Source organism: Kitasatospora sp. NPDC057512, assembly GCF_042802135.1.
In the GTDB taxonomy this organism is placed as follows: Bacteria; Actinomycetota; Actinomycetes; order Streptomycetales; family Streptomycetaceae; genus Kitasatospora.
The window spans coordinates 1-1164 of record NZ_JBHVET010001272.1; the positions used below are offsets into that span (position 1 = coordinate 1).

General features: G+C 70.4%; 1 protein-coding gene. It reads right to left on the bottom strand.

The genetic code is table 11. The annotated features are described in order from the left end of the window. Positions 1 to 24 precede the first annotated feature (24 nt). The coding region (locus ACFU6K_RS39425) for a carbohydrate-binding protein (RefSeq protein ID WP_380671548.1) at positions 25 to 1164 on the bottom strand (1140 nt) is incomplete at its 5' end.

Sequence of the window (1164 nt, forward strand, 5' to 3'; positions counted from 1 at the left end):
CGCCGGTGGTTGCCGGTACGGCCGTCAGCAGGGCCCGTCGTCGGCCCAGACGCCCCACTGGCCGCTGGCGCTCGGCACCTCGTTCAGCGTCCACCACTTGGCGTGGTAGCCGTGCCCGTTGTACGAGACCTTGGCGCCGCCGTTGTACGTGGTGCTCGCGCTCCACGCCGGGGCGGTGCAGCTGCCCGGGGTGGTCGGCGGCGTGGTCGGGGGAGTCGTCGGCGGCGTGGTGGGCGGGGTCGCCCCGGCGAACTTCACCGTGTACCTGGTGAAGTCCCAGTCGTTCTGCACCACGCTGGAGCAGGAGCCGGACAGCCCCGGGTCGACGTTGCCCGCGCACTGGCGGTCCCGGTTGACCGACCAGTAGGTGTACCGGGCCAGGCCGTGCGCGGTGGCGAAGTCCAGCACGGTCTGGAAGTCGGACTGGTGGAAGTACTCGGCGGCGTCGGTGCGTCCGTTCATCATCGACACGCCCTCGTGGGCGTAGGCGGTGGCCTCGTTCCAGCCGAAGGTGGTCTGCAGGATCCGGTTGAACTTCACCAGCGCGTCGGTCTGCGCCGCGGCGCCGCTGAAGCCGCCGTCGAACGGCATGATCGAGTAGTTGTCCGGCGTGAAGCCCTGCGACTTGGCCTCGTTGAGCATCTGGGTGCCGAACCAGCCGGTGCCCGCGTTGGTGCCGGCGGTGGTGATCGAGACGTACAGGCCGGGGTTGTTCTGCTGGAGGATCCGCGCCGCGCCGATCTCGTTGTGGATGGCCGCGGCGTTCTCGTACTCCGGCTCCTCCAGGTCGAAGTCGATCGCCTTGAGGCCGTACTTGGTGATCACCTTCTGGTACCCGGCGGCGGTCGCCTCGGGGGTGCCGCAGACCTGGCCCAGCTTGGTGCCGCCGTACCCGCCGACCGACACCGAGACGTCCCCGCCCTTGCTGCGGACGGTCTGGATGACGCCCGGCATGGTGGTGTCGGTGTCGATCGAGGAGGTGCCGCCCCAGGCGGGCGAACAGCTGCTGCCCTGGGCCAGGATGAACGCCAGTTGGAAGGCCTTCTGGCCGGTGGCGTCCATGACGGCGGCGGCGTCCGGCGGGCTGTTGTCCTCGGGCATCAGGTACGGCGCCGAGGCGTACCAGTTGCTGCCGAGCCCTCCGCCGGCCCCGGTGCCGGTGGT